The sequence below is a fragment of the Mycolicibacterium gadium genome, assembly GCF_010728925.1.
Lineage (GTDB): Bacteria > Actinomycetota > Actinomycetes > Mycobacteriales > Mycobacteriaceae > Mycobacterium > Mycobacterium gadium.
On sequence record NZ_AP022608.1, the window covers coordinates 547,433 to 572,180 of the forward strand.

At 65.2% G+C, this 24,748-nt stretch carries 24 protein-coding genes, 1 tRNA gene and 2 pseudogenes; 12 read left to right on the plus strand and 15 right to left on the minus strand.

The window, feature by feature from the left end; all coding sequences use genetic code 11:
- The first annotated feature begins 117 nt into the window (after nucleotides 1–117).
- Together rpsA and coaE are read left to right on the plus strand one after the other, a co-directional pair.
- A complete protein-coding gene (rpsA, locus tag G6N36_RS02595) occupies nucleotides 118–1,566 on the plus strand; it encodes a 30S ribosomal protein S1 (protein WP_163684692.1) in 1,449 nt (482 codons plus the stop codon).
- A gap of 76 nt (nucleotides 1,567–1,642) precedes the next feature.
- Nucleotides 1,643–2,854 (plus strand): dephospho-CoA kinase, encoded by a 1,212-nt coding sequence (gene coaE, locus G6N36_RS02600; RefSeq protein ID WP_163684694.1) that lies wholly within the window; start codon nucleotides 1,643–1,645, stop codon nucleotides 2,852–2,854.
- Between the two features lie 3 nt (nucleotides 2,855–2,857).
- Here the strand turns inward: coaE and G6N36_RS02605 are convergent, their stop codons facing one another.
- Nucleotides 2,858–3,433 (minus strand): hypothetical protein, encoded by a 576-nt coding sequence (locus G6N36_RS02605; RefSeq protein ID WP_235689952.1) that lies wholly within the window; start codon nucleotides 3,431–3,433, stop codon nucleotides 2,858–2,860.
- A gap of 81 nt (nucleotides 3,434–3,514) precedes the next feature.
- The gene (locus G6N36_RS02610) at nucleotides 3,515–4,039 is read right to left on the minus strand and encodes a ribonuclease FAU-1 family protein (protein ID WP_179964894.1); all 525 of its coding nucleotides are present in this window, start codon (nucleotides 4,037–4,039) and stop codon (nucleotides 3,515–3,517) included.
- Nucleotides 4,040–4,108: 69 nt separating this feature from the next.
- On the opposite strand from G6N36_RS02610, the gene uvrB reads away from it, so the two are divergent.
- Both uvrB and G6N36_RS02620 read left to right on the plus strand, forming a co-directional pair.
- Entirely contained in the window at nucleotides 4,109–6,259 is a 2,151-nt protein-coding gene (gene uvrB, locus G6N36_RS02615) for an excinuclease ABC subunit UvrB (RefSeq protein WP_163684697.1), read from the plus strand.
- A 908-nt stretch (nucleotides 6,260–7,167) separates the two neighbouring features.
- The gene (locus G6N36_RS02620; protein ID WP_163684699.1) at nucleotides 7,168–8,559 is read left to right on the plus strand and encodes an MFS transporter; all 1,392 of its coding nucleotides are present in this window, start codon (nucleotides 7,168–7,170) and stop codon (nucleotides 8,557–8,559) included.
- On the opposite strand, the gene G6N36_RS02625 is transcribed toward G6N36_RS02620, so the two are convergent.
- Together G6N36_RS02625 and G6N36_RS02630 are read right to left on the minus strand one after the other, a co-directional pair.
- A complete protein-coding gene (locus G6N36_RS02625; RefSeq protein WP_163684701.1) occupies nucleotides 8,554–9,270 on the minus strand; it encodes a 5'-methylthioadenosine/adenosylhomocysteine nucleosidase in 717 nt (238 codons plus the stop codon). The two genes, G6N36_RS02620 and G6N36_RS02625, sit on opposite strands and share 6 nt — an antisense overlap.
- A gap of 18 nt (nucleotides 9,271–9,288) precedes the next feature.
- Nucleotides 9,289–10,020: an MgtC/SapB family protein gene (locus G6N36_RS02630; protein WP_163684703.1), complete on the minus strand. Its 732-nt coding sequence runs from the start codon at nucleotides 10,018–10,020 to the stop codon at nucleotides 9,289–9,291.
- Between the two features lie 116 nt (nucleotides 10,021–10,136).
- Between G6N36_RS02630 and G6N36_RS02635 the strand changes: the two genes are divergently transcribed.
- Together G6N36_RS02635 and G6N36_RS02640 are read left to right on the plus strand one after the other, a co-directional pair.
- Nucleotides 10,137–10,210: transfer RNA gene (locus G6N36_RS02635), tRNA-Cys, on the plus strand.
- Nucleotides 10,211–10,234: 24 nt separating this feature from the next.
- A complete protein-coding gene (locus G6N36_RS02640; RefSeq protein WP_163684710.1) occupies nucleotides 10,235–10,669 on the plus strand; it encodes a type II toxin-antitoxin system Rv0910 family toxin in 435 nt (144 codons plus the stop codon).
- Between the two features lie 80 nt (nucleotides 10,670–10,749).
- Here G6N36_RS02640 and G6N36_RS02645 read toward each other — a convergent pair whose 3' ends face one another.
- Genes G6N36_RS02645 through G6N36_RS02660 form a run of 4 tightly spaced genes read right to left on the minus strand, consistent with a single transcriptional unit; the run spans nucleotide 10,750 to nucleotide 13,488 of the window.
- Nucleotides 10,750–11,610 (minus strand): alpha/beta fold hydrolase, encoded by an 861-nt coding sequence (locus G6N36_RS02645; RefSeq protein ID WP_163684712.1) that lies wholly within the window; start codon nucleotides 11,608–11,610, stop codon nucleotides 10,750–10,752.
- A 14-nt stretch (nucleotides 11,611–11,624) separates the two neighbouring features.
- Nucleotides 11,625–12,272: a UdgX family uracil-DNA binding protein gene (locus G6N36_RS02650; protein ID WP_163684714.1), complete on the minus strand. Its 648-nt coding sequence runs from the start codon at nucleotides 12,270–12,272 to the stop codon at nucleotides 11,625–11,627.
- Between the two features lie 29 nt (nucleotides 12,273–12,301).
- A complete protein-coding gene (locus G6N36_RS02655) occupies nucleotides 12,302–12,922 on the minus strand; it encodes a UbiX family flavin prenyltransferase (RefSeq protein WP_163684715.1) in 621 nt (206 codons plus the stop codon).
- Nucleotides 12,919–13,488, minus strand: coding sequence for a TIGR02444 family protein (locus G6N36_RS02660; RefSeq protein ID WP_163684718.1), 570 nt, complete (start codon nucleotides 13,486–13,488; stop codon nucleotides 12,919–12,921). The genes G6N36_RS02655 and G6N36_RS02660 overlap by 4 nt, the downstream gene beginning before the upstream one ends.
- Before the next feature lie 24 nt (nucleotides 13,489–13,512).
- On the opposite strand from G6N36_RS02660, the gene G6N36_RS02665 reads away from it, so the two are divergent.
- From G6N36_RS02665 to G6N36_RS29730, 4 genes are all read left to right on the plus strand, one after another.
- Nucleotides 13,513–14,940: a UbiD family decarboxylase gene (locus G6N36_RS02665; protein WP_163684720.1), complete on the plus strand. Its 1,428-nt coding sequence runs from the start codon at nucleotides 13,513–13,515 to the stop codon at nucleotides 14,938–14,940.
- An 8-nt stretch (nucleotides 14,941–14,948) separates the two neighbouring features.
- Nucleotides 14,949–15,371 carry an SRPBCC family protein gene (locus G6N36_RS02670; protein ID WP_197746599.1) on the plus strand — a complete coding sequence of 141 codons (423 nt, stop codon included), beginning with the start codon at nucleotides 14,949–14,951 and terminating at the stop codon, nucleotides 15,369–15,371.
- 10 nt (nucleotides 15,372–15,381) lie between these two features.
- Nucleotides 15,382–17,013 (plus strand): UbiD family decarboxylase, encoded by a 1,632-nt coding sequence (locus G6N36_RS02675; RefSeq protein WP_163684722.1) that lies wholly within the window; start codon nucleotides 15,382–15,384, stop codon nucleotides 17,011–17,013.
- Between the two features lie 156 nt (nucleotides 17,014–17,169).
- On the plus strand, nucleotides 17,170–17,616 hold the full coding sequence (locus G6N36_RS29730) for a universal stress protein (protein ID WP_163684724.1): 447 nt from the start codon (nucleotides 17,170–17,172) through the stop codon (nucleotides 17,614–17,616).
- Here the strand turns inward: G6N36_RS29730 and lnt are convergent.
- Together lnt and G6N36_RS02690 are read right to left on the minus strand one after the other, a co-directional pair.
- Nucleotides 17,582–18,994, minus strand: a pseudogene (gene lnt / locus G6N36_RS02685) (apolipoprotein N-acyltransferase); the annotation flags it as partial. The gene G6N36_RS29730 and the pseudogene lnt overlap by 35 nt on opposite strands.
- A 35-nt stretch (nucleotides 18,995–19,029) precedes the next feature.
- Complete coding sequence (locus G6N36_RS02690) at nucleotides 19,030–19,914, minus strand: fructose bisphosphate aldolase (protein ID WP_163684728.1); 885 nt, start codon at nucleotides 19,912–19,914, stop codon at nucleotides 19,030–19,032.
- A gap of 219 nt (nucleotides 19,915–20,133) precedes the next feature.
- On the opposite strand from G6N36_RS02690, the gene G6N36_RS02695 reads away from it, so the two are divergent.
- Nucleotides 20,134–21,435 carry a cytochrome P450 gene (locus tag G6N36_RS02695; RefSeq protein WP_276067457.1) on the plus strand — a complete coding sequence of 434 codons (1,302 nt, stop codon included), beginning with the start codon at nucleotides 20,134–20,136 and terminating at the stop codon, nucleotides 21,433–21,435.
- A 48-nt stretch (nucleotides 21,436–21,483) separates the two neighbouring features.
- Here the strand turns inward: G6N36_RS02695 and G6N36_RS02700 are convergent, their stop codons facing one another.
- The 3 genes and pseudogenes from G6N36_RS02700 to G6N36_RS02710 form a co-directional block, all read right to left on the minus strand.
- Complete coding sequence (locus G6N36_RS02700; protein WP_163684730.1) at nucleotides 21,484–21,744, minus strand: hypothetical protein; 261 nt, start codon at nucleotides 21,742–21,744, stop codon at nucleotides 21,484–21,486.
- Nucleotides 21,745–21,947: 203 nt separating this feature from the next.
- Entirely contained in the window at nucleotides 21,948–22,133 is a 186-nt protein-coding gene (locus tag G6N36_RS02705; RefSeq protein WP_163683891.1) for a hypothetical protein, read from the minus strand.
- Nucleotides 22,134–22,203: 70 nt separating this feature from the next.
- A pseudogene (locus G6N36_RS02710) lies at nucleotides 22,204–22,431 on the minus strand (hypothetical protein); the annotation flags it as partial.
- A gap of 167 nt (nucleotides 22,432–22,598) precedes the next feature.
- Between G6N36_RS02710 and G6N36_RS02715 the strand changes: the two are divergent.
- Entirely contained in the window at nucleotides 22,599–23,369 is a 771-nt protein-coding gene (locus tag G6N36_RS02715; RefSeq protein ID WP_163684732.1) for an alpha/beta fold hydrolase, read from the plus strand.
- Nucleotides 23,370–23,520: 151 nt separating this feature from the next.
- On the opposite strand, the gene G6N36_RS02720 is transcribed toward G6N36_RS02715, so the two are convergent.
- Together G6N36_RS02720 and G6N36_RS02725 are read right to left on the minus strand one after the other, a co-directional pair.
- The gene (locus G6N36_RS02720) at nucleotides 23,521–23,850 is read right to left on the minus strand and encodes an amino acid aminotransferase (protein WP_235689953.1); all 330 of its coding nucleotides are present in this window, start codon (nucleotides 23,848–23,850) and stop codon (nucleotides 23,521–23,523) included.
- A gap of 141 nt (nucleotides 23,851–23,991) precedes the next feature.
- A complete protein-coding gene (locus G6N36_RS02725) occupies nucleotides 23,992–24,663 on the minus strand; it encodes an MBL fold metallo-hydrolase (protein ID WP_163684734.1) in 672 nt (223 codons plus the stop codon).
- Nucleotides 24,664–24,748: the final 85 nt, after the last annotated feature.

Genomic DNA, 24,748 nt, shown 5'->3' on the forward strand with positions numbered 1-24,748 from the left:
TCTACCCGTACCTGTCTGTGCTTTTTCGTGGGCCCGAGTCGACTCGAGTTCCTCGAGGACGGGCAACACCAACAACAACTGTCCCTACGACCAAACCTGTCCGGAGCAACCCACCACATGCCAAGTCCCTCCGTCACCTCGCCGCAAGTAGCCGTCAACGACATCGGCTCGGCTGAGGACTTTCTCGCCGCCATCGACAAAACCATCAAATACTTCAACGATGGCGACATCGTCGAGGGGACCATCGTCAAGGTTGACCGTGACGAAGTCCTGCTCGACATCGGTTACAAGACCGAAGGCGTCATCCCTTCCCGTGAGCTCTCCATCAAGCACGACGTCGACCCCAACGAGGTCGTTTCCGTCGGCGATGAGGTTGAAGCCCTGGTCCTCACCAAGGAGGACAAGGAAGGCCGCCTGATCCTGTCCAAGAAGCGCGCTCAGTACGAGCGCGCCTGGGGCACCATCGAAGAGCTCAAGGAAAAGGACGAGGCCGTCAAGGGCACCGTCATCGAGGTCGTCAAGGGTGGCCTCATCCTCGACATCGGCCTGCGCGGCTTCCTGCCCGCGTCGCTGGTCGAGATGCGTCGTGTCCGCGATCTGCAGCCGTACATCGGCAAGGAGATCGAGGCCAAGATCATCGAGCTCGACAAGAACCGCAACAACGTGGTGCTGAGCCGCCGCGCCTGGCTGGAGCAGACCCAGTCCGAGGTGCGCAGCGAGTTCCTCAACCAGCTGCAGAAGGGCGCCATCCGCAAGGGTGTCGTGTCCTCGATCGTCAATTTCGGCGCATTCGTCGATCTCGGCGGCGTGGACGGCCTGGTGCACGTTTCCGAGCTGTCCTGGAAGCACATCGACCATCCGTCCGAGGTCGTGCAGGTCGGCGACGAGGTCACTGTCGAGGTGCTCGACGTCGACATGGATCGCGAGCGGGTTTCGTTGTCGCTCAAGGCGACTCAGGAAGATCCGTGGCGCCACTTCGCCCGCACCCACGCCATCGGCCAGATCGTGCCGGGCAAGGTCACCAAGCTGGTGCCGTTCGGTGCGTTCGTCCGCGTCGAGGAGGGCATCGAGGGTCTTGTCCACATCTCGGAGCTGTCCGAGCGCCACGTCGAGGTCCCGGATCAGGTGGTTCAGGTCGGCGACGACGCGATGGTCAAGGTCATCGACATCGACCTGGAGCGTCGCCGCATCTCGCTGAGCCTCAAGCAGGCCAACGAGGACTACACCGAGGAGTTCGACCCGTCGAAGTACGGGATGGCCGACAGCTACGACGACGCGGGCAACTACATCTTCCCCGAGGGCTTCGACGCCGAGACGAACGAATGGCTCGAGGGTTTCGAGAAGCAGCGTGAGGAGTGGGAGTCGCGCTACGCCGAGGCGGAGCGTCGCCACAAGATGCACACTGCGCAGATGGAGAAGTTCGCCGCGGCCGAGGCAGCAGCTGCCACCGAGGCTCCGCGGACGTCCAACGGTTCGTCGAGTTCTGGCGAGCCCGCCGCCGGCGGTTCGCTTGCCAGCGACGCCCAGTTGGCGGCTCTGCGCGAGAAGCTCGCAGGCAACGCGTAATTCTTCGTACACAACGTGTGCCCCGGCTCTATGAGTCGGGGCACACGTTGTTTTCGGGTGCTGACAGACTGGGGCGGTGCTGCGCATTGGCCTGTCCGGCGGTATCGGCGCCGGAAAGTCGACGGTGTCCTCGACGTTCAGTGAGCTCGGCGGAATCGTCGTCGACGGCGACGTGATCGCCCGCGAGGTGGTGGAACCGGGGACCGAGGGGCTGGGCAAACTCGTCGACGCGTTCGGTGCGGACATCCTGCAGAAGGACGGTTCGTTGAACCGGCCTGCCCTGGCAGCGATCGCCTTCAGCGACGACGAGAAGCGGCAGACGCTGAACGGAATCGTGCATCCGCTGGTGGCGCACCGGCGCGCGGAGCTGATCGCGGCCGCGGCCGACGATGCCGTGATCGTCGAGGACATCCCACTCCTCGTGGAATCCGGCATGGCGCCGATGTTTCCGTTGGTGGTGATCGTGCACGCCGACGTGGAGACACGGGTCAAGCGCCTGATCGAGCACCGCGGCTTCACTGAGGAGGACGCCCGCGCCCGCATCGCGGCGCAGGCCACCGAGGAGCAGCGCCGCGCCGTTGCCGACGTGTGGCTCGACAACTCGGGCAGCGCAGGGGAGTTGGTGGAGCAGGCGCGGGCGCTGTGGCATGAGCGGATCCTGCCGTTCGCCCACAACCTCGACCACGGCCGGCCCGCGCGCTCCGAACCGGTCCTCGTGCCGAGCGACCCGTCATGGCCCGATCAGGGCCGCCGCATCGCGGCGCGGCTCAACACCGCATGCGGGCACCGGTCGGTGCGCATAGACCACATCGGGTCGACGGCCGTCCGCGGGGTGGACGCCAAGGACGTGATCGACATGCAGGTGACGGTCGCCTCTCTCGAGGCGGCCGACGAACTGGCCGACGCGTTGACGACCGCCGGCTACGTGCGCAGCCCGATCACCGCTGACGTCGGCAAGCCCGACGCCCGCAGTACGGTCGCGGCGTTCGATCACACGAACGAAGAATCGTTGTGGCACAAGCGACTTCACTGCTCAGCCGATCCGGGCCGGCCGACCAATGTCCACATCAGGGTCGACGGTTGGCCGGGTCAGCAGTTCGCCCTGCTGTTTGTCGACTGGTTGCGGGACAATCCTTCGGTCCAAGCCGACTACGTCGCGCACAAGCGGAAGGTGGCGGCACAGGCGCACGCTGATAGCGGCGCGTACGCCGACGCGAAGGAGCCGTGGTTTCTCGACGCCTACCGGCGGGCGTGGGAATGGGCGGACACCACCGGCTGGCGCCCGTAACGGTCAGGCGGCAGGCGGGGACGGCGCCGCGTTCGGATCTTCCGGTGTGGCGGCCGGATCGACGGGTGCGTCGACTGGGTCGGGGACCCCGACGACCGGGATATCCAACGGGGCGCCGCACTGCAGCGTCCCGTACAGCGGATCGTCCTTGACGCGGAAGAACCTAGGTGCGATGAACTGGTCCGCCTGAGCGACGATCTGGTCGTCGACCAGGATCTCGCAGTGCAGGTTCGATCCGTACGGCCATCCGATGGACAGCGTCATACCTGCCTTCTTGGGATCGTCGAGCACCGTGTTCACCTCGAAGGTCTGGCCGGGCAGCATCGTCGGGGTGGCGCTGTTGACGTTCGTGTCGTCCTGTTTGTACGCCACCACGGCGTCGCGGGACGTGCCATCGGCCCGGGCACGGTAGACCACGTTGTGGAGCACCTCGGGGACGGCCGCGTCAGGCGACGCCGGCTGCGGTTCGGCGGGCTCGGTGCCGGGCTGAGCGAGCGCGGTCGCAGGCGCCGACAGCATGCCCGTGCCGATGGCGGCGACAGCGGCCACTGCCTGCCATCGGCGCGTGGTGGAACTCATGACAGCTGACTTTACCGGCTCTGCACTCGTCAGAGCCACGCCGTTGACCTGCGCTGTTGTCGTCATCACAGGGGAAATCGATCAAGATCGTTCCGGTGTTACGCGGGATCGCCAGGTCAGGGTGATCCCGTGACCCGCGAGCCAGCGGTCCAGGTCGTAATCGTTTCTGGCGAGCCCGTCCATGGTCGACACCGCCGTCTGAATTGCCTGTTCAGCGGCCTCGGGCGAGAGCAGGCGGTGTCTGACCGCGGTGAGCAACTCGTCGACGTCGGCCAGGTCGAACCCGATGCGGGTGCGCACCATCAGATCCAGATAGTGGTCCTCGGCCTGCCAGACCGTCTCACTCGGTGTGAAGAGCCCGATATCGAGGTAGTAGTCCTGATCGCGCTCATAGCCGGGGTTGAAATGAAAGATGGTGGCGCGCAGCCCCAGCGCCGGAAGCAGCCACGACTCCAGATAGTGGAATTGCGCGCGGCCCGGCGCAGGACGGGCCATGTACAGGCCCCACGGTTCGACGGTGTACGTATCGACGGCCCGCACGATGCCTTTCGGATCGGTGTTGGTGCGCGCCAGCAGGTCGAATGTCTCGTGCTTGGGAGGATGGATGGACACAGCCTACGTCGCGCCCTGATCGCGGAACAGAACATGTCGGTCCGGGGTTCTACCCTGGTGAATATGGCTTTCGCTACTGAACATCCTGTGCTGGCGCACTCGGAGTACCGCCCTGTCGACGCCATCGTGCGCGCCGGTGGTCGCTTCGAGGTGGTCAGTCCGTACGCCCCGGCGGGAGACCAGCCGGCAGCCATCGACGAACTCGAGCGTCGGGTGCAGGCCGGGGAGCGCGACATCGTGCTGCTCGGCGCCACCGGTACCGGTAAGTCGGCGACCACGGCCTGGCTCATCGAGCGCCTGCAGCGGCCGACCCTGGTGATGGCGCCGAACAAGACGCTGGCCGCCCAGCTTGCGAACGAGCTGCGGGAAATGTTGCCGCACAACGCTGTTGAGTATTTCGTTTCGTACTACGACTACTACCAGCCCGAGGCGTACATCGCTCAGACCGACACCTACATCGAGAAAGACAGCTCGATCAACGACGACGTGGAGCGGCTGCGGCACTCGGCGACGTCGAGCCTGCTGTCCCGGCGTGACGTGGTCGTGGTCGCGTCGGTGTCGTGCATCTACGGTCTGGGCACCCCACAGTCCTACCTGGACCGGTCGGTGGAACTGCAGGTCGGCCAGGAGGTCCCGCGTGACGCGCTGCTGCGGCTGCTGGTCGACGTGCAGTACACCCGCAACGACATGTCGTTCACTCGCGGCTCGTTCCGCGTCAGGGGCGACACGGTCGAGATCATCCCGTCCTACGAGGAACTGGCGGTGCGCATCGAGTTCTTCGGCGACGAGGTCGAGGCGCTGTACTACCTGCACCCGCTGACCGGCGACGTGGTCCGCAAGGTCGACTCCCTGCGGATCTTCCCGGCAACTCACTACGTGGCGGGTCCGGAGCGGATGGCGCACGCCATCTCCACCATCGAGCAGGAACTCGAGGAGCGGTTGGCCGAGCTCGAGGGTCAGGGCAAGCTTCTCGAGGCCCAGCGGCTGCGGATGCGCACCAACTACGACGTGGAGATGATGCGGCAGGTCGGGTTTTGCTCGGGCATCGAGAACTATTCGCGCCACATTGACGCCCGCCCCGCGGGATCGGCGCCGGCGACGCTGATCGACTACTTCCCAGAGGACTTCCTGCTGGTCATCGACGAGTCGCACGTGACCGTCCCGCAAATCGGGGGCATGTACGAGGGCGACATGTCCCGTAAGCGCAACCTGGTCGACTTCGGGTTCCGGCTGCCGTCGGCTGTCGACAACAGGCCGTTGACCTGGGAGGAGTTCGCCGACCGGATCGGTCAGACGGTGTACCTATCGGCCACACCGGGACCCTACGAGCTGAGTCAGTCCGCCGGTGAGTTCGTCGAGCAGGTGATCCGCCCGACGGGTCTGGTCGACCCGCAGGTGGTGGTCAAACCGACCAAGGGTCAGATCGACGACCTGATCGGGGAGATCCGCAAGCGCGCCGAGCGCGACGAGAGAGTGCTGGTCACCACGCTGACCAAGAAGATGGCCGAGGATCTGACCGACTATCTGCTCGAGATGGGCATTCGGGTGCGCTACCTGCACTCGGAGGTCGACACGCTGCGCCGCGTCGAACTGCTGCGACAACTCCGGCTCGGTGACTACGACGTGCTCGTGGGCATCAACCTGCTGCGCGAGGGGCTCGACCTTCCCGAGGTGTCGTTGGTCGCGATCCTCGACGCCGACAAGGAAGGTTTCCTGCGCTCGCCGCGAAGCCTGATCCAGACCATCGGCCGCGCGGCGCGCAACGTGTCCGGTGAAGTGCACATGTACGCCGACAAGATCACCGACTCGATGAAGGAAGCCATCGACGAGACGGATCGGCGCCGGGCCAAACAGATCGCCTACAACAAGGAACACGGCATCGATCCAAAGCCGTTGCGTAAGAAGATCGCTGACATCCTCGACCAGGTTTACCGGGAGGCCGACGATGTCGAGATCGGTGGCTCCGGTCGCAACGCGTCACGTGGCCGTCGCGCGCAGGGTGAGCCGGGCCGCGCCGTCAGCGCAGGCATCATCGAGGGCCGCGACACCACGAACATGCCGCGCGCCGAGCTGGCCGACCTGATCAGGGATCTGACCGAGCAGATGATGACCGCCGCGCGCGATCTGCAGTTCGAGTTGGCGGCGCGAATCCGCGACGAGATTCACGACCTGAAGAAGGAATTGCGCGGTATGGACGCCGCAGGTTTGAAGTAGTCAGCCGCCCAGGCGGTGGAGCCAATGCTCCTCTCCTTGGCCCGTCCGACCAAGGCGGGCGGCCCGACCTCCGCCCGCCTGCATCGGGTGCTCCACGAGGCCAGTGCACGTCCTACGAGCACTCTCAGCCGCGAATGATGTCGGGGACCCCCCAACCGGGCCGTGGTGGCGGCGGTGCGGGTTGCGCTGGCTGCGCCACCGGTTCCGGCGGCGCTGCCGGCGGGGGGTTCTGACCTCCCACGACCGGCCCTGGGTTTGCCACTTCGGGGCTGTCCGAGGGCATTGGAGGCCCTTGCAGCGGGGCCGGTTCGCATCTCGACCCATTCATCTGTCCACCAGCTCTCCAGCAGCAGAATTTGAGCTCCTCCCTCATTTGCGCGATAGTGGTCGTGCCTTTTCCATACGTTTTAACGCCACATTTGCGCAACTCGCGTAGGAGTCGCTGTCCCACTTTCTTTCCGCGTGCGAGACCGCGGGTTCACTGAGGCCGCCGAGCGCCAATGCGAGCGCCGCTGCCCCGAGCACGGTGGCCGCGGTGGATCGTTTAAACGTGCGCACGCGGTGGGTGACCCTTTCTCTTACTTCGGTTGATGGCTCGTCGAGCGTCCGGAGAGGCTTGCGGAACTTGTTTCGTGTCCTCATGTGGGTTCCTTAGTTGATGAGTTTTCTGACGCGTTCATGTCCGGCCGCACGGAACAGCCGGGGTCACGCCGCAAACGTAGAAGCGGCCACGTCCGCCGCGCATCGCCCAATGCGGCCATCTTCGGTGGATGGCCCGTTTCGGCTATCTCACAAGATTCCGCGATGCGCGGCCTCCGCCACGGCCGCAGTCCTCAAGGTGCGGCCCAGCTTGCGGCGGCCGTTTTCGGCTTGACCTGAATCGAGGTTGAGCTTCTAACGTGGTCCTCGTGACTGACACTGTGGGCCTTCGCACCGGCGCCTGGCGGGAGCTGCTGGGTCCGAAGAACCTCGGGGCGTCGACTGTGCTGGCCGGTGGGGTGGCGCTGTACGCCACCAACGAGTTCCTCACCATCAGCCTGCTGCCCAGTACGGTCGCCGACATCGGCGGCCAGCGCCTCTATGTCTGGGTGACCACGGTGTACCTGGTCGCCTCGGTCGTGGCGGCGACCACCGTGAGCGCTGTTCTCGCGCGGGTGGGTCCCCGCTGGGCGTACCTATCCGGACTCGCGGTGTTCGCGCTGGGCAGCCTGTTCTGCGCGCTGGCGCCGACGATGGAACTGCTACTCGTCGGTCGTGTGGTCCAGGGCGCAGCGGGCGGATTGCTCGCAGGGCTTGGCTACGCGGTGATCAATTCCACGCTGCCGCAATCACTCTGGACCAAGGCATCGGCCCTCGTCTCGGCGATGTGGGGTGTCGGTACTCTACTCGGCCCTGCGACCGGCGGTCTGTTTGCGCAATACGGTTCGTGGCGTTGGGCTTTCGGTGTGCTGGTCGGGCTGGCCGTGGGGATCGCTGTGCTGGTGCCGTTCGCGCTGCCCGCCCGGACGGACGTCCCGGTACGGGACCGCATCCCGGTGTGGTCGCTGCTGCTGCTCGGTTCCGCGGCCTTGGCGATCAGCGTCGCGGGGGTTCCGCGGAACGTCGCCTGGACCATCGCGCTGGTCGCGCTGGGCGCGATTCTGATCGCGGTGTTCTTGATCGTCGATCGTCGTGCGACCGCGGCGGTCTTGCCGCCCACGGCGTTTCGGCCCGGCCCGCTGAAGTGGATGTACCTCACCCTCGGCATCTTGATGGCCGCGACAATGGTCGACCTGTACGTGCCGTTCTTCGGTCAGCGGCTGGCGCACCTGACACCCGTCGCGGCGGGATTCCTCGGGGTGGCGCTGGCGATCGGCTGGACGTTCAGCGAGATCGTGAGCGCATCGGTCTCCCGGACGAAAATGGTGAAGCGGATCGTCGCCGTCGCACCGCTGGTGATGGCCGTCGGGCTGGCGCTGGCGGCGGTGAGTCAGTTCGAGGACGCATCGGGCTGGCTGATCGCGGTCTGGGTGGCGGCGCTGGCGCTGACGGGCGTGGGAGTCGGTATGGCGTGGCCACACCTGTCGGCGTGGGCGATGGGCAGTGTCGACGATGCGAGCGAGGGCGGCCGCGCGGCGGCGGCGATCAACACTGTGCAACTGATCTTCGGAGCGTTCGGGGCCGGGGTGGCGGGCATCGTGGTCAACGCCACCGACCAGGGCGGTGCGACGGCGGCGCGCTGGCTGTTCGCCACGTTCGCGGTGCTGGCTGTCGTCGGTGTCGTCGCCTCTACGAAAAGTGGTAGTCGGACAACGTCATAGCACCGGCAGCAGGCGGCGCAGGATCGTGGCGGATGTTGCCGACGCCTGGTTGACGAATGCGGTGAAGTCGAAAAGCGCGTTTCCGCCGGCGAGGTCGGATAGCGCGCGGATGACCAACCAGGGAAGACCGAACGCCTCGCAGACTTGCGCGACCGCACCACCCTCCATTTCGATCGCCCTGCCTCCGAACTCGGCGAGCAGCCACTCCCGCGTGGAATCGCAATTCAGATACTGGTCGCCGGTAAGGACTGTGCCGTAGACGATTTGACCGGGAAGCGACATGCCGGCGAGGCGGTCCTTGACCCTGCCGAAAAGCTCGGGATCCACCGGATAGCCGAGGCGATCGGTTTCGTTGATGATCGGCGCGTGGCCCGGTTGATAGGGGCGGATCTTCTCGTTCTCGAGGACACCGGCGTCGTGCTGGACGATGCGGTCGGCCACGACGACGTCACCGATCGACAGCGCGGGGTCGAGCCCGCCTGCCACACCGGAGAAAATGACTGTGCGGCAACCGAACCGGTCGGCCAGCAGCGTGGTGACGATCGCTGCGTTGACCTTGCCCATCCCGGACCCAGCCAAGACGACGTCGTGGCCGTCGAGGACGCCGGTGACGAACCGGGTGTGCGCTCTGGCTTCGGAGTGGGTTTCCGCCAGATCGCCGCGCAGCGCGTCGAGTTCCTGCGGGACGGCGCAGATGAGTCCGATGGTCACAGTGCATTCTGACGCGGCCTAATCTGGGTCGTCGTCGAACTGGTGGATTCCGATGACACCGTCGATTCCGCCCAGGACCATCGGCGCGTTCACGATCCCTCTGCCCGAGAGCGTCATCAGGACGCCGGCGTGTCCTGGGTCAGCCGACAGTTCCGCGCTGTCGGCTGCGAGGTCGGTGAGTTGCCATTGCCGCCGCTCGCACGCTTGTAGAAGACGACTCAGCACACCTTGACCTTCCCGGTAGCTGACGTGCATGGTCACCGATCCGCTCAGTCGGGAGGTGAGCCAGCGGGCCAGCGGCAGGAAGCCGACGACGACGAGGAAATGCATGGCTGTCACGGTGACCGCGAGCAGAAGCAGACCGGACCCGGCCGCCATGCCGATCGCCGCGGACTCCCAGACGGCCGCAGCGGTGGTCAGCCCGTGTACCGAGCCTCGGCGGAAGATGATGATGCCGGCACCGAGAAAGCCGATGCCCGAAACGATCTGGGCGGCGACACGGGACGGGTCGACAACGACGAGTCCGTCCTGCAGAACGTCCTGGAAGCCGTACTTGCTGACCAGCAGGATCAGGGCCGAGGCCGTGCCGACGATCGTCTGTGTGCGCACGCCGGCGCTTTTACCCTGGAGTTCGCGTTCGAGACCGATCAGCGCCGTGAGCCCGAACGCGACGAATAGCTCGACGATCTGGCGCGTGCCCTGCCCGGGACCGCCGAAGAACGGTGGATCGGCGGCCAACAAGACATCCATCCGCACAAATTAACCCCCGGGACCAGTGCACTGACGGTTCGGCGCGCCGTCGGTTCGCATCATCGCGATTGCAACGGTGGGCGTGGGCGCGGCACCGTGGCACCGTCAAGGCCAACGCGGGTGTGGCTGAGAGGCAAGGCACCGGCCTGCAAAGCCGTTTACACGGGTTCGAATCCCGTCACTCGCTCCAGGAGATCATGGTTAACATCTGAGCGTGGCCAAGCTCGAGCTGTCGCGTGACCTGTCGTTGAGCCCCGAGGATGCGTGGCTTCACGTGTCCGACCTGAATTCACTCGGCGACTGGCTGTCGATGCACGAGGGTTGGCGTAGTGAGCTGCCCTCGGAGCTGGAAGAGGGCACGTCGATCGTCGGCGTGGCGGGTGCCAAGGGGATGCGCAACCGTGTCAAGTGGACGATCCGCGAATACGATCCGCCGCGGCTGATCGCCATCACCGGGGACGGCGTCGGCGGAACGAAGTACGCACTGAAGATGACGGTGAAGCCGACCAAGCAGGGGTGTTCGTTCACGATGAAGATGGAACTGGGCGGTGCACCGCTGTTCGGGCCCATCGGAATGGCGGCGGTGCGGGCGGTGAAGGGCGACCTCGAACGGTCGATACGCACATTCGAAACGCTGTACGCTCAATAACGCTGCGGCTGAATCACGTTCAGCGTACATAGCGACGTCACGGAAACGGCTATGCGAGCCGGCGATACGCCCGCCGTCTGCTAGCGACGCAGCGAGTCGAATATCTCCCGGTAGTGCAGGTGCGCGACGAAGTGTCCGCCGTCGCGAATGTTCAAGGTCGCGTTCGGGATTCGTGATGCGAGGCGCTGCGGCCAACTCGGGTTGACCAGTTGGTCGTCAGTGCCCGCCCAGATTTCGACGGGTACGTCGAGGTCTTCGGGTGCAAACCCCCAGGGTCGCATCCATGCGCGGTATTCTTCGACGGCGCCTGCCGGTTGGCACATCGCTTCGCGCGACATCCTCGAAAACGTCCGGAATCCCTCGCCGCGGATGACAGCGCCGTCGGCCTGCCCCAAATCACGTGCGGCGAGGCGGCCGTACAGCACGGGGGCCAGCCGTGGCGCAAGTCCCATGATTCGAAACCACTGTCGCGCCAGCCACGGCGCGCGCTCGGACATGCGGGTGAGGTATCGGTCCATCGCGGGCAGTTGATCGAACACCCCGGATTCGGTCAGCGGCAGTGCCCCGGCGACGATCGCGACCCGGCTCACCCTGTCACGCAGGGCGTGTCCGACCGCCGCCGCGTACTGTCCGCCCATCGACCAGCCCATCACGGCGAACCGATCCACACCGAGTCGGTCGAGCAAGTCTTCGACATCTGATGCCCAGCTCAATGTGGTGCGCCCGGGATCTGGATCTGAGCGCCCGACACCGGGCCGGTCCGGTGAGATCAGCCGAATCCCGGCCGCTGCGGCGACGTCGTCTGCCGATTCGACGTCGAGGCGGCAGGCAAGGCCACCGTGTGCGTTGACGACCACGAAGCCATCGGGCGTGCCGTATTCGGAATAGGCCATCGATCGTCCGTCGCGGAGACGGATGCGGCGCGCAACCGTGGCCTCCATGCACTGATGATGGCCTAGGAGGCCAGCAGGTCGGCCGCGAATCGCAGATCCGACACCAGCGCGTCGAATGCCTTCTCGCGGTCCTCTGGACGGCCGCGCAGCACCGACGACGGGTGTGCGGTCGCCACGATCTGCGGATCGAACGCGACATCGTCGGAGTCGGGCAGGTGCAGCACCTCGCCGCGATGGGCGGTGAGCCGAAATCCGCTGCCCATCAGCGATTGTGCGGCCGTCGCGCCGAGCATTACCAGCACCTTGGGCTGCACGGCCATCAGCTCGGCGAGCAGCCACGGCCGGCAGGCCACCACCTCGGTTCGACTCGGTGTCTTGTGGATGCGGCGCTTGCCACGCTCGGGAAGCGTGTACTTGAAGTGTTTGACCGCATTCGTGACATACAGCCGATCTCGTTCCACGCCGGCCGCCACCAGGGCCTTGTCGAGCAGCTTGCCCGCAGGCCCGACGAATGGCTCGCCGGCCCTGTCCTCCTGATCGCCGGGCTGTTCGCCGACCAGCATGAGGTCCGCTGCAGCCGAACCGGCGCCGAACACCGTCTGGGTTGCGTCCAGGTACAGGTCGCAGCCCTTACAGCTGTTCGCGGCCGCTGCGAGATCCGGTAGGTCGCGGCTGTCGGGAACGAACTCGGCCGCGGTATGCGCTGCCATGTCCGGCGGTTACCCGCCGATCGGCGCCGCTATCCACGAGACCCGTCAGCACTTTGCGTGAGCCGACCGTTGCTTCCCGACGTAGCGTCGGTGCCGCGCCACCGTTTCAATCCGGGCACCGAGACGTCCAACAGTTCGAGCGCGCGTGCCACCGTCTGGTTGACGATGTCGTCGATCGTGGTCGGCAGGGCGTAGAACGCCGGGACGGGCGGCATGATGATCGCGCCGTTGCGGGTGGCCTGGGCCATCAGCTCGATATGGCCGGCGTGCAATGGCGTCTCGCGCAGCAGCAAGACGACGCGCCGTCGCTCTTTGAGGCACACATCCGCCGCGCGGACGACCAGGTTCTCGTCGTAGCAATGCGCGATGCCGCTCAACGTCTTCACCGAGCACGGCGCCACCAGCATCCCCGCGGTGATGAACGAGCCTGAGGCGATCGCAGCGCCGATATCGCGCGGGCTGTAGAGGTGGTCGGCGAGGGCGCGGACCGCATCCGGTGTCCGCTTGGTCTCGTGTTCGATCGTGCGGTGCGCCGAGCTCGTCAGAATGAGGTGCGCCTCTACATCCGGAACGTCGCGCAACAGCTCCAGCGCGCGCACTCCGTACGCGGCGCCCGACGCACCGGTTATCGCGACAATTACTCGCTTCACGACGCCACCTCATCGCATCGGGCCGCGGTATCGGCGATGACCGCCAGGGCGTTGCGGTCGTCCTCGCTCAGGACCGCGTTGGAATAAGACCGCAGAGCCACTTCCATTGCCGTCCTTGCGAGTTCGGATCGGGTGCCCGCGCTGGATGAGTCACCGAATCCGGCGGCCCAGTCGCCGAGGACGTCGAGTTCGACCAACTCCGCATCGAGCTCCGCCTTTGCCACTTCCCGTCGCACCTCGTCGGTTTGCGGGTTCGGCGCAGGCGGGGGACCCGTCTTGAGCAGGCGGCGGGCTGCACGCAGCGGACGCACGACATCGCGATGCCACGCGTCGATTCTGCCGCGCGCTGCGGCGACCTCGTCGGACGAGACTGACCGCCCGCGAACAGCGCCCAAATAGGCCGCACACAACAAGATATTTACGTCCGCGTCGAAACGATCCTGTAGCGACACGCACGCATCGGCGACACCAGGTTTGTCGTGGACAGCAAGTGCGAACCCGCGCAGAGTCACCCTTGCCGCGGGCGGCGGAACACGGTACTTGTTGTATTTGCTAGCGACCGCCACGCCAAAAGTATGGAGCATCCGCCGGTGCCGTTCCAAGATTTTCGTGAGTTCCTGGACGCTCTGCGGGCCCACGGTGAGCTCATCGATGTGGAGCGGCCGGTAGCTCTGGAACTCGAAGTGGCCAAGGCGATGCGCAAGAGCGCGTCGGTGGCCGGTCCGGCGGTCGTGTTCACCAACAACGGCACACAGTTCCCGCTCGTGGGCGGTGTCTACAACTCGAACGCCAAGGCGCTTATCGCATATGACTGCGATCAGGACAGCGTTTTCGACGAGATCGTGACGCGACTGAAAGTCCGTATTCCCCCGAAGAACGTCGACGACGGTCCCGTACACGAGAACATCATCCTCGGCGATGACATCGACCTGTCGATTCTGCCCGTCCCGCGATACAGCCCCGACGACGGCGGTCCCTACATCACCCCGGGATTCGTCGTCAGTCACGACCCCGAGACCGGTGTCCCGGACATCGGCCACTACCGCTGCGAGATCATCGACCACAAGACGATGTCGTTGATGGCCGCTCCCAGCCACCGATTTGCGAAGAATCAAGCCAAGGCACTGCGGATGGGGCACAAGACATTTCGTGCTGCCCTCGTCATCGGTGTCGACCCCATGATCGCGTACACCTGCCCAATCCAGGTTCCCGAGGACACCAACGACTGGGAGGTCGCCGGCGGTATGCGCGGCGAGGCGGTCGAGCTCGTCAGATGCCGCACGAACGACGTGTCGGTGCCCGCACACGCTGAGGTGGTCATCGAGTTCGAGGTCGACTTCACACAGACGGTCAGCGAAGGGCCGCTGGGCGAGTACACCGGCTACTACACGCCCGCCTCGCCGAAACCCGTTGTCCGGCCGACCGCCATCACCCATCGCAACGGTGCGTACTTCCAGGCACTGCTGACCGGAAGGCCCACCACCGAGAACCACATCCTCAAGCAGCTGTCGTTCGAGGCGTCGTTCTACGACATGTTCCGCGAACAATTCCCGACCGTCACGGCGGTGGCTATCCCACCGTCAGGCGGCGTCTACTTCCGGTTGGTCATCGCCATGCGTCCGCGCTACGCAGGCGAAGCCCGAAGTGCGCTCATCGCGGCGATGGGAAGCAACCTGCGACCGAAGACCGTGATCGTGGTCGACCCCGACATCGATGTGCACGACTCCGAACAGGTCGAGTGGGCCTTGGCTTTCCGCACCCAGCCGGCGCGGGACGTGATCATCGTCGACGACCTGCCCGGCGGACCGCTTGACCCGACCGCCGACGAGTCGCTGCCGGCGGATCGTCGCACCGGGTCGGCGATCGGCATCGACGCGACCTATCCGTACGGCACCGTGGTCAAGCAGGTGGGCGACCTGTGCGGGCCGGCGTCGGAGGAGCACGGCGGGAGGGTCGTCGAGGTGGCTGACGTACCCGGCTGGCGCGACTATGCGTTTCCAGAACTCGACGGTAGGTAGGAGGCAACGTGCCCGAGATCGAACACGAGCTCAACATCGACGCCACTCGCGAGCAGGTCTTCGCCGCACTGACCACACTTCAGGGAGTGAAGGGCTGGCACACCCCATCGGCAACCGGTAGCGGCGCCGTCGGAAGCGAATGGGTGTTTTCCTTCGCTGACCACCCCGACTTCGGTTGGGAGGTGGTCACTTCGGACGCGCCCAACCGTGTCGTCTGGCGCTGTACCCGGGGACCGGGTGATTCGGTCGGCACGACGGCGACGTTCTCGCTGGCCGCCACCGAGGACGGCCGCACCCTTGTCGAACACGTGCATGCGGGCTGGCCGGGAACCCACGGCAACTTCCGCAAGTGCAACACGACGTGGGGAGTGCTGCTGCACCATCTGCGCGACTACGTCGAAACCGGCGACGCCGCACCGGCATTCGAGTAAGGGGTCAGCCGTGCCGCAACAGAGCCTCAGTGACTTCGTCGAAGACATGGAGAAGGCGGGCATGCTTGTCCGCGTCAAGGAGGAGAAGCGGGTCGACGAGCTGCCGGCGGTGATGGAAGCTCATCCGCTCACCGCTGTCCTGGTGGAGAAGGTCACCGACTGCGAGTTCCAGTTCCTGGCCAACGCCTACTCCAACCAGGACCAGACGGCGTGGGCGCTCGGCTGTGAGAAGAGCGAGACCGGCCGCCGGATGGTCGAACTCGGTAAAGGTCGGGTCAAACCGGAGATCGTCGACACCGCGCCGTGCAAAGAGGTCATCCTCACCGGCGACGACGTCGACCTGACGCGACTGCCATTGTTCCTGCACCATGACCGCGACGGTCATGCCTACACCAACGACAACCTGGTGGTGACCAAGCACCCGGACACCGGTGTCTACGACTGGGGCATCTACCGCAGCATGTTCCGGACCAAGACCGAGAAGATGTTCGACATGACTTGCACGTCGCACCGCGCACGCCTGAATGCCCAAGCGGCACAAGCCAAGGGGCAAAATCTCGAGCTTGCGATCGTGCTTGGCGGACCACTGGTGGACAAAGTGGCGGCGCTGACCGGAGTGCCGCCGGGGACCGACGACTTCGAGGTGCTCGGCAGCTTTTACGGCCATCCCGCCAAGCTCGTCAAGTGCGAGACCATCGACCTATTGGTGCCCGCCAACGCCGAGATCGTGATCGAGTGCGAGCTGATGGCCACCGAGGGGCTGACCCACGATGAAGGGCCGTACGGTGAGTTCACCGGCATGTACGGCGGTGGCATCAAGGCCAACTTCCGCGCCGTCGTCAAGGCGATGACGTTTCGCAAGGGCGGCATCTTCCAGCACGCCACGATCGGTGGCAATCACCCTTGGTACACCGACAACATGCTGCAGCTGCCCATGATCGAGTCCGACCTGTACAACGGGCTCGCCATGGCGGGTATCGATGTCAAAGAAGTTCGCGCGCCGCTGGGCGGGCTGTCGAACATCGCCTACGCAAAGATCAATCCACGAGGGGCGGGAGATTCCAAGCAGGCGCTCGGCGTGATGCTGACGTGCTCGAAACAAGGCTTGCCGAAGATCGCGATGGTGTTCGACGAGGACGTCGACATCTGGGACGACAACGCCGTGCAGTTCGCGATGGCGTTCCGGTACATGCCGCACTTGGACACCGTGACGCTTCCCAACGGGAACACGATGACGGTGGACCCGATGATCGCCGAGGACGCCGCGCCCGGCACCTCGTCGAAAATCGGTCTGGACTGCACCATTCCCATGAGCCCCAAGTTCAACTCCACCCACTTCGATCGCAGCACGGTGTTCGAACTCGGCGATCCGCCGCCGGGGATTATGGCGATGACCGAGGACGAGCTGACCGCGGACATGGAAGCACTCATCGGGCAGGCGCCACGGACCTGGAAAGAGATCCTTCAGCACTACAACGGCCAGCCCTACAAGGTGGTCTATGGCGCCTTCAGCAATCTGCGGCCTCGGCTCGGCCGCTGCAACGACGCCCCCTGGTATCGATACACATTCTCCGACAGCGATTTCGCCGTCGACGCGCCGGAACGGGAACCATCGAATTTCGATCCGCGACATGGCGTGTAGTCCGGATCACGTTGGAGCGTTCGGCGTGACGTTGTCGGGGCAAAAGCCACCAAATCCAGGGCGAACGCCACTCATGTGTGGTGATTCGCACCCATGTTCGCCGAACTACGGGTTACTGTCTCGGGTGGCGCTGCAACCTACCTTGGGAGGGCACGAATGAGCGGCTACACGACCATCGTGGTCGGCACGGACGGATCGGATTCGTCGCTGCGCGCGGTGGAGAAGGCCGGCCAGATCGCCGCCGGGTCAGGCGCGACGGTCGTCGTGGCGACGGCGTACTTCCCCCAGAGCGAAGACCAGCGCGCGGCCGACGTGCTCAAGGACGAGGGCTACAAGATGTCGGGCAACGCCCCCATCTACGCGATTCTGCGCGAGGCGAAGGAGCGTGCCCAGCAGGCGGGCGCCAAGACCGTCGAGGAGAAGGCGATCGTCGGCGCACCCGTCGACGCTCTTGTAGATCTCGCCGAAGAGGTCAAGGCCGATCTTCTCGTCGTCGGAAACGTGGGCCTGTCCACGATCGCGGGCCGGCTGCTGGGCTCCGTCCCCGCCAACGTCGCACGCCGGTCCAAGACCGACGTGCTGATCGTGCACACCACGCCGTAAGGATCAACACCGCCGCCACCACGATCGGCCAGTCACCGAGCCGATCGTAGATAGTGACGCGCGAGTCCAATGGCACCTCGACTACCAGTACACCTTGGTCGGACGCGGGCAACCGCCCGAGTTCACGGCCCCGCGCGTCGAATGCCGTACTGACACCGGATGTTCCGGCATGCACGGCGGGATGACCGGTCTCGGCGGCGTGCACGGCGGCCATGCTCGCCAATTGCGGTTGCGCCCAGCTGCCTTGATAACTCGACGTCGAACTCTGGTACGTCAGGAGCTCGGCGCCAAGGCGCACTACCCGCCGCGACAGATCCGAAAAGGTGGTCTCGAAGCTGATCAACGGCCCGACGGCCAGCTCCCCGGCGTGCAGTACCACCGGGCCGTCGCCGCGCCGGCGATCCTCACCGGCCGCCTTGGTATGACGGGTCGCCCAGTCGAGTACCGTTCGTAACGGCACATATTCGCCGAACGGCACCAGCCGCGTCTTCGCATACGAGCCACGTGGGCCGTCGGAACCGATGAGCACCGACGACTTGTAGATCCCGCCGTCGGGAGCTCGTGCGTCAACGTTCACCAACACGTCCGCGCCGACCCGGCGGCGCAGTTCGACCAGGCGCGCTGTGGCGTCCGGGTCGCTGGTCAGGTCGACGCCCACACTGCTTTCACCCCAGACCACCAGATCAAGCTGCCTGCCGCGCAATTCCTCGGTCAATCGCTCGCTCGCCGCCTGACGTGCCGCGCCGTCGTCGATATCGCCCGGCTGGACGAGTGCAACCCGCACCGTCGGCCCCGCGCCGGGTGCCGGACCCAACCAGAACCACGTCGGGCCGAGGGCGAGGAGGGCGACCGGCAGTGCTGCCGCGCGCCATGAGCGCAGCAGGATCGCCGCCACGATCGCGGCATTGACGGCGACCACCAGGAAGCTGACGAGCCCTACGCCGCCCACCGAAGCGGGCGCTAGCGTCGCCGGCTGATTCCACTGTGACGCGCCGAGCGGCGCCCACGGTCCGCCGAAGTGATGCCACGACCGCACCGCCTCGGCGAGCACCCAGGCAGAGGGGAGTACGACGACGGCGGCGAGAACCTGCCGCGCCGCCGCCCTGTCGGATAGCAGCCGTTGCGCGGCATAGCCCCACGGAAACCACAGCACTCCGATGACGAACGCGGCCACGACCAGCAGCGGGCCCGCGCTCGGAAACAGCCAGTACTGGTTTGTCAGCACGAAACCGGCCATGCCGAACCAGCCACGTCCGCCGCCCTGTAGTGCGGTTGGCGCCGCGCGCACGATGAACAGCAGCGGGATCAGCCCGACCCACGCCAACCACCACCACGACACCGCGGGGAAGGCGAGGGCGGGGATCGCGCCGGCGACCAAGGCCGCCGCGAGCCCGCTGATCAGTTCAGGCGGCCTCAGGTAGCGGAAGCCTTGGCGATGCTCGCGATCGCCTGATCCAGGGTTGCGTTGAATTCCTCGTCGCTCTGCTGCGCGGTCAGACCCTCGGTCAGCGCGCGCGAGAAGCTCGCGATGACGCCGGTGTTGCGGGCCAGCTTCTCGCAGGCCTCGTCGCGAGCGTAACCACCGGACAGCGCCACGACACGTAGCACCTTGGGGTGATCGACAAGCTCCTTGTAGAGGTTGTCGGTGTCGGGCAGCGTCAGCTTGAGCATGACCTTCTGGTCGTCGCCGAGCGCGTTGACGCCGGCCAACAGTGCGGCCTTGAGCTGCTCTTCGGCTTCGGCCTTCTTCGGGCTCTTGATGTCGACCTCGGGCTCGATGATCGGCACCAGGCCCTTCGCGAGGACCTGCCGGCCCACCTCGAACTGCTGGGCGACCACGGCGTCCAGGCCCGCGCCGGGCAGCTTGATGACCGAGCGCTCCTTGGTGCCGAACACGCCGTTGGCCACGGCGCGGTCCAGCAGATCATCGAGGCCGGGCATCGGCTTCATGGTCTGCGCGCCGTCCTGCTCGTCGTTCAGGCCCTTGTCGATCTTGAGGAACGGCACGATGTTCTTGACGTTCCACAGGTAGTCGGCGGTCGGACGACCCTCGATCTGGCGGTCCATCGTCATCTCGAACAGGATCGCGCCCATGATGCGATCGCCGTCGAAGGCGGGGCTGGTGATGATGCGGGTACGCATCTCGTGGACCAGGTCGAACATCTGCTCGTCACCGGAGTAGGCGTCCTCGCTGATGCCGTACAGCTTCAGCGCCTTGGGAGTGCTGCCGCCACTCTGGTCAAGCGCGGCGATGAAACCGGCACCGCTTTGAGCCTTCTTCAATTGATCCTGATTCACCGTGTCTCCTGCAGATTCTCTTCGACGAGTCCTGCGCATCAGCCTAGGACAGCGGTTTCACAGCATTGCCAACCCCTACGCATTGTGACGCCGGTTCAGCTCGTCGCTCAGTCAAAAGATGCGACTTGAGCACGCCGTCATGAGGCAAAAGATGTAGCGCTCGAATCGAGTTCATTCGCCGTTCAAGGTGCGACACTCCAATTGGCGAGAGGGTCAATTATGACGTCGATACTGCACCGCACGCCGATCGCACGCCGCGAGAACGGCGTACCGCCGCCGGACGTGCCTCTGGCCGACATCGACCTCGCATCGCTGGAGTTCTGGGAGCGCGACGACGACATACGCGACGGAGCGTTCGCCACCTTGCGGCGCGAGTCGCCGATCACCCGCTTCGAGGTAGCGGAGTTCCCGGGTTTCCCGGCCGGCGCAGGCCACTGGGCCCTGACCAGGTTCGACGACATCCACCACGCCAGTCGTCACCCCGAGATCTTCAGTTCCATCCCGACCAGCACGTCGCTGAACGAGGTGCCGCCGGAGGTCGCCGAGTTCACCGGATCGATGATCAACCTCGACGATCCCCGACACACTTGGCTGCGCAAGATCGTCAATCGGGCGTTCACGCCCAAGGTGCTGGCCCGCATCGAAGGCAGCGTGCGCGACCGGGCGCGCACGATCGTGACGAACATGGTTGCCAACCATCGCGATGGCAGGGCCGACTTCGTCGCCGAGGCTGCGGGACTGCTGCCGTTGCAGGTGATCTGCGACATGATGGGTATCCCTGCAGAGGACGAGGCAAAGGTCTTCCACTGGACCAACGTGATGTTGGGCTTCGGTGACGACGAAGTGTCGGGAGATTTCGACACAGTCATGGCGGTAGTGAACGAGATCGTGGCTTACGCCATGGGTCTCGCCGAGGAACGGCGAGCCAATCCCGGCGACGACCTCACCACCAGTTTGGTGCAGGCCGAGGTCGACGGGGCGCGGCTCACGTCAAGCGAATACGCATCGTTCTTCATCCTGCTGTCGGCCGCCGGCAACGAGACCACGCGCAACGCCATCAGTCACGGCATGGTGGCACTATCCCGCTACCCCGAGGAACGGGAGAGGTGGTGGAACGACTTCGACGGGGTGGCCGCCACTGCCGTGGAAGAGATCGTCCGCTGGGCGTCTCCGGTTATCTTCATGCGGCGCAACCTAACTCAGGACATCGAGCTACGCGGCGTCGAGATGAAGTCGGGAGACAAGGTATCCCTGTGGTACAACTCGGGTAACCGTGACGAGGCCAAGTTCGCCAATCCATGGCTGTTCGATGTGACGCGGGATCCTAACCCGCACATCGGATATGGCGGCGGTGGCGCCCACTTCTGCCTGGGGGCGAATCTGGCGCGACGCGAGATTCGGGTGATGTTCGAAGAGTTGCGTCGCCAAATACCCGACGTGGTCGCCATCGAGGAACCCGCGATCCTGCACTCGGCGTTCATTCACGGCATCAAGCGGTTACCGGTCGCCTGGACGGCCTGACGTCAGCGGGTGCACATCGGCTCCCGTTCGAGGACAGTCGGCAATCAGCTACGAGGGCTTGAGCGCTTGGACCACGCTGTTGGCCGTGTCGGCGTTCGACTTCATTGGTGCCTGCCGCTCGAAACCCTGGGGCGGAATTGCCACCCCGTGCTCGGAGAGGGTCGGCTTGACCGGCTGTTGTGGCTCGGCGCCGGCGGGAGCGATGCCCAGTGCGGCCGTCCCACTGATGGCGCCGACCGCAATGAGCATGGCCACACCGGTGAAGCGGCGTTCACGGTTGACGGCGGACCTGCGGGCGATTGTGGTCATCGTGGCTCCTCCGCGGCGAGTGTTGATAAGAACTCATCGTGCCAACGCGGCGAGGGTTGAGTAATGGCCGCCAAGTGAGATTGACGAGGCGACAGGGCAGGGTTTCCTAGTCTCTGAGCAAGCTTGGGGAAACGCGGCGACCTGACCCGCAGCGCGAAGCGGCAGCGCCCCGCGGCTTCCGCTCAACCCAACAAGGGCCGCGCTTATTGGGTCCGATGTTCTTGAAACTCCCATTTTTCGGGCGGCCGACAGGCATCTCCGCGGCCCACCGTCAGTGTCACCGCAAGATCCGGTCGAATTGCCTGATCGGATGAATTCAGCGCAGGGTCGTTGAACAGCGCCCAGATGAGATGTCCCGTCAGCTCCGGGGTCTCGGCTTCGGCGAGCATGTGGCCGAGCGTGTGTGAACGGCGGCTGAGCGCTCATCGCGACGACTGGTGAACCGTCGAACTCGGCGCCGGTGTAGCGCTCGACGTTCTTCGGTTGGCCCGCCATCAGATCGAGATAGATGCACTCAGGTGACTTGCCGCTGACCGCCTTCGTGAACGTCGGCAGGTAGCCGCTGAGAATTTCCAGCTTGTTCCGTGTCCAGTAGGACCACGGCCGCGCGTTCGGGCTGATGACCTTCCCCCTACAGTCGATCGAGCAGGCAATCCCCTGATCGACTGTAAAATCACAGCGCGACAAACCTGCGCAGCGACGTAGCTTGTCGCACCGATTGCGGCGTCCGCCGATCAGCCCGCAGCCATCGCCGCGGCCCGTATCTCGTCGTTGTCGACCGCGGTATACCGCTCCGTCGTGGCAACGCTTTACGATGCGGTCCTGCGCTCACGACGCTGAAGGAGGACCTGGCGATGGGATTGCCCGCATTGGTTCTCGTGCACGGAGGCGGGTTCGCCGCTGATTGTTGGGAGCCAACCATCGACGTGATCCGCATCCTGGAGCCGGAACTAAAGGTGCTCACCGTTGATTTGCCGGGTCGGGGAAATAAAGGCGGTGACCTGATCACGGCTTGTATCGATGGGTGGGTCGATTCGGTGGTGTCTGACATCGAGAATGCTGCGCTCGACGACCTCGTGATCGTCGGCCATTCGCTGGCGGGGGTGACCGTCCCCGGTGTTGTCACCAAGCTTGGCTCGGCGCGCGTGCGGGAGATGATCTTGGCCACCGCGCAAGTACCAACCAACGGCAGCGCCCTGGTGGACACGTTTTCCGGGGCGCTGAGCTGGTACGCACGTCGCACCGCGAAACGTAATGTGCAGAAATCCCGTTCATTACGCCCGGGAGGTTTGCCTACTGCGTTGGCGAGGTTTGTATTCTGCAACGGAATGACTTCTGCACAGCGCAGGTTCACGCTGGCTGGGTCCTGTCAGGAATCACCCTCAATAATGATTGAAAAAGTTGACCGCAGTGGTATGCCCGACGAGGTGCCACGTACATGGATACTCACTCGGCGTGATCGCGCCGTCTCGATGAAGATTCAACGCGAGTGCATCGCCGCGCTTGGCGGAGTGCAGACCCTCATTGAGATCGACACCTGCCACATGCTGATGGTGAGCGAACCTGAACGGCTGGCAGAGATCCTCATCGGGCGTTGCCGTTTGTACGAACAGCCCAGGCCCTGAGGACCTGTCGTGGCATCAGCCGGACGCGTGAATCCGCGCCGGCGATCGCCGCCGACCAAACCGCGTCGGGTGCCGCGCCTCGACCGCGAGATAGGCGTCGACCAGGCCAGCCCACGCCGGCGGGAACGATCGCGGCGCGGGCCCGCTCACATCACGTCCAGCACGGTTGCGGCGCCGTCGAGCGCCTGGGCGAGCCCGTCGGGATTGGCGCAGTCCCAGCACCCGGCACGGATCGCGGCGGCGCGGATCCTGAGCGCGGTGACGGGATCGTCGGCCGTGCAGGCCGCGTCGCGGCAGCGACGCGCGCGTCGGCCATCGCGGTCAGGTCGGACAGCGCGCCCTCAACGTGCAAGACGCCGGCGAGGTCGCGCAACACACCGGCGAGGGCCGTCGCTTTGGGAACGGCTTCGCCGATGCGAACGAGGTAGTCCAGCGCCGCGGTTTCGGGATCGGTGGGCGGGGTGTCGACGGTGGTCGCCATGCGGAGAAGCTAACACCGAAGATCGTGAATTGCCAAGTGCTACAAGCATATTCGGCATTTGTCGCTATCAGTGCAAATGTCGGAATCTGGCATATGTCGCGGCACCCGCATATGTCGGCGCGAGTTCGCCCCGCTCGATGGCTACCAGCCGCGCTCGCGCCACTCGGCCAGGTGCGGGCGCTCGGCGCCTAGGGTGGTGTCGTCGCCGTGGCCGGGGTAGACCACGGTCGCGTCGTTGAAGCGGTCGAACACCTTGGTTTCAAGGCCGCTCATCAGCGAGTCGAAATCTTCCGGGCGTGTTGTACGTCCAGGACCGCCCGGGAACAGGCAGTCGCCGGTGAACAGGTGTGTCGCCTCGTCCGCTCCGACGAGCGCGAGCGCCACCGAACCCGGGGTGTGACCCTGCAGGTGGATGACGTCGAAAGTCAGGTCGCCGACCTTGATGGTGTCGCCCTGGGCGAGGATCCGGTCGGGCTTGACCGGCAGCGCCTCGGCGTCGAGTTGATGAGCCGCCGTCGGCGCGCCGGTGCTCCTGGCCACCTGCTCGAGCGCCTGCACGTGGTCGAAATGCTGGTGGCTGGTGACGATCAGGGACAGCTTCGGCGCGAACCGCTCGATGAGTTCGAGCAGGATTTCGGGGTCGTTGGCCGCGTCGATGAGTAGCGTCTCGCAGGTCTGGGAACACGTCACCAGGTAGGCGTTGTTATCCATCGGGCCCACCGAAACCTTGACGATCGATGCACCCGGAAGGGTGCGTCGAGCTGCTGTCTGCGCTTCGACATGTCCGGTGTAGTTGTCGTCGACGACGGTCATGGTCCTCACGGTATAGGGCTTGGCCGGGACTTGTCGGCGGCGGCACATAGCATGGGCTTCAACTATGTCTTTGGGAGGAATACCG